1 pseudogene is annotated in these 1084 nt (G+C 43.2%); it reads right to left on the bottom strand.

Annotation, left to right across the window (positions count from 1 at the left end):
* Nucleotides 1-202: 202 nt before the first annotated feature.
* Nucleotides 203-1084, bottom strand: a pseudogene (locus F6K38_RS42860) (Rpn family recombination-promoting nuclease/putative transposase); the annotation flags it as partial.

Below are 1084 nucleotides of genomic sequence, written 5' to 3'. Positions count from 1 at the left end.
TGACGGACGTTATATAAACCCACGTTGAACATATTCTTGCTCAAATGACACATTTGCCTGAGAGCCAAAATCTGTTGCCTGTCTAAACGAAGATTATTAACTTGAGTTAGCATCGACCCTTCCGCTACCAATATCAACATTATAGCGGAATCCCTGGAAAAATGCAACAGATCTTGAAGTTACCGTAAGAATAAAGAACGCACTACTGCTGCTGATCCAACCAAACCGCTAAATCCGTTGCTGTCTCAAAATCCAACAACGCTTCACTCAATTCCTCCAATCGAGTAATGGATAATCCCTCAATCTTCTGTTGGAGCACAGGGTCAAGTAAACCTAACCTCAGAGTTAGCAAACGGATAACAATTAATACCGCTTCCTCCTGCTTGCCACGCTGGCGTCCCTTTTGAATAATATCTTGATAGGTGACTGATTCTTCCATAATTTACTCTGACAACAATCGACGCACTAAATCTTTCTCAAACCGCAAACCAGCCAGCACATCCACACAGGCCGCTAGGTTTCCCCGTAATGGTTTTTCTTCAATGTCTTGATGCAGTCGCTCATGGGGGAAACCCCCAAGACCGCGCTGCATCGCTTCTATCCACTTCCACAACCACTTGCTCTAACAATCGATTAGGGTTATTGCTCTTAGCTAAAGTTGCCAAGGGTAACAAAGCCCGATTGGCCAACAGTGGTTGAGGGTCTTGCTCCCAAAGACGAATTATTCTATAACGATGCCAGGTGTTAGTATCCCTAAATTCGTTATTGAATACCATCTGTGAGGTCGTAGACTTTAAAAAAATTACCACCTGCTCAATCCGACATCGGTATTTACGTTGTAATCTGACCCAATAGTCCAACATCCGAAATGGTAATGGTGGCTCGGATGGGGGTAGGGTTTGAAATTCTAGGTGCAGAATTTGGTTAGTACTTTGGAGTACACTCAGAGCATCAGCCTGAATTGGTTCAGCACTTAATTCGGTTTTAAGTACCTGAATATCTCTAGGTTGTTTACCCAATACCCACTGAAAAAACTCTGATGGGTATGCTTCTGATAAGTATTTGCAGATATTGTCGTAGGCCA

The sequence above is a fragment of the Moorena sp. SIO3B2 genome (assembly GCF_010692525.1).
GTDB classification, from domain to species: Bacteria; Cyanobacteriota; Cyanobacteriia; order Cyanobacteriales; family Coleofasciculaceae; genus Moorena; species Moorena producens.
The sequence above is the reverse complement of the archived record's forward strand: the minus strand, read 5'-3'. Positions and strand labels throughout refer to the sequence as shown.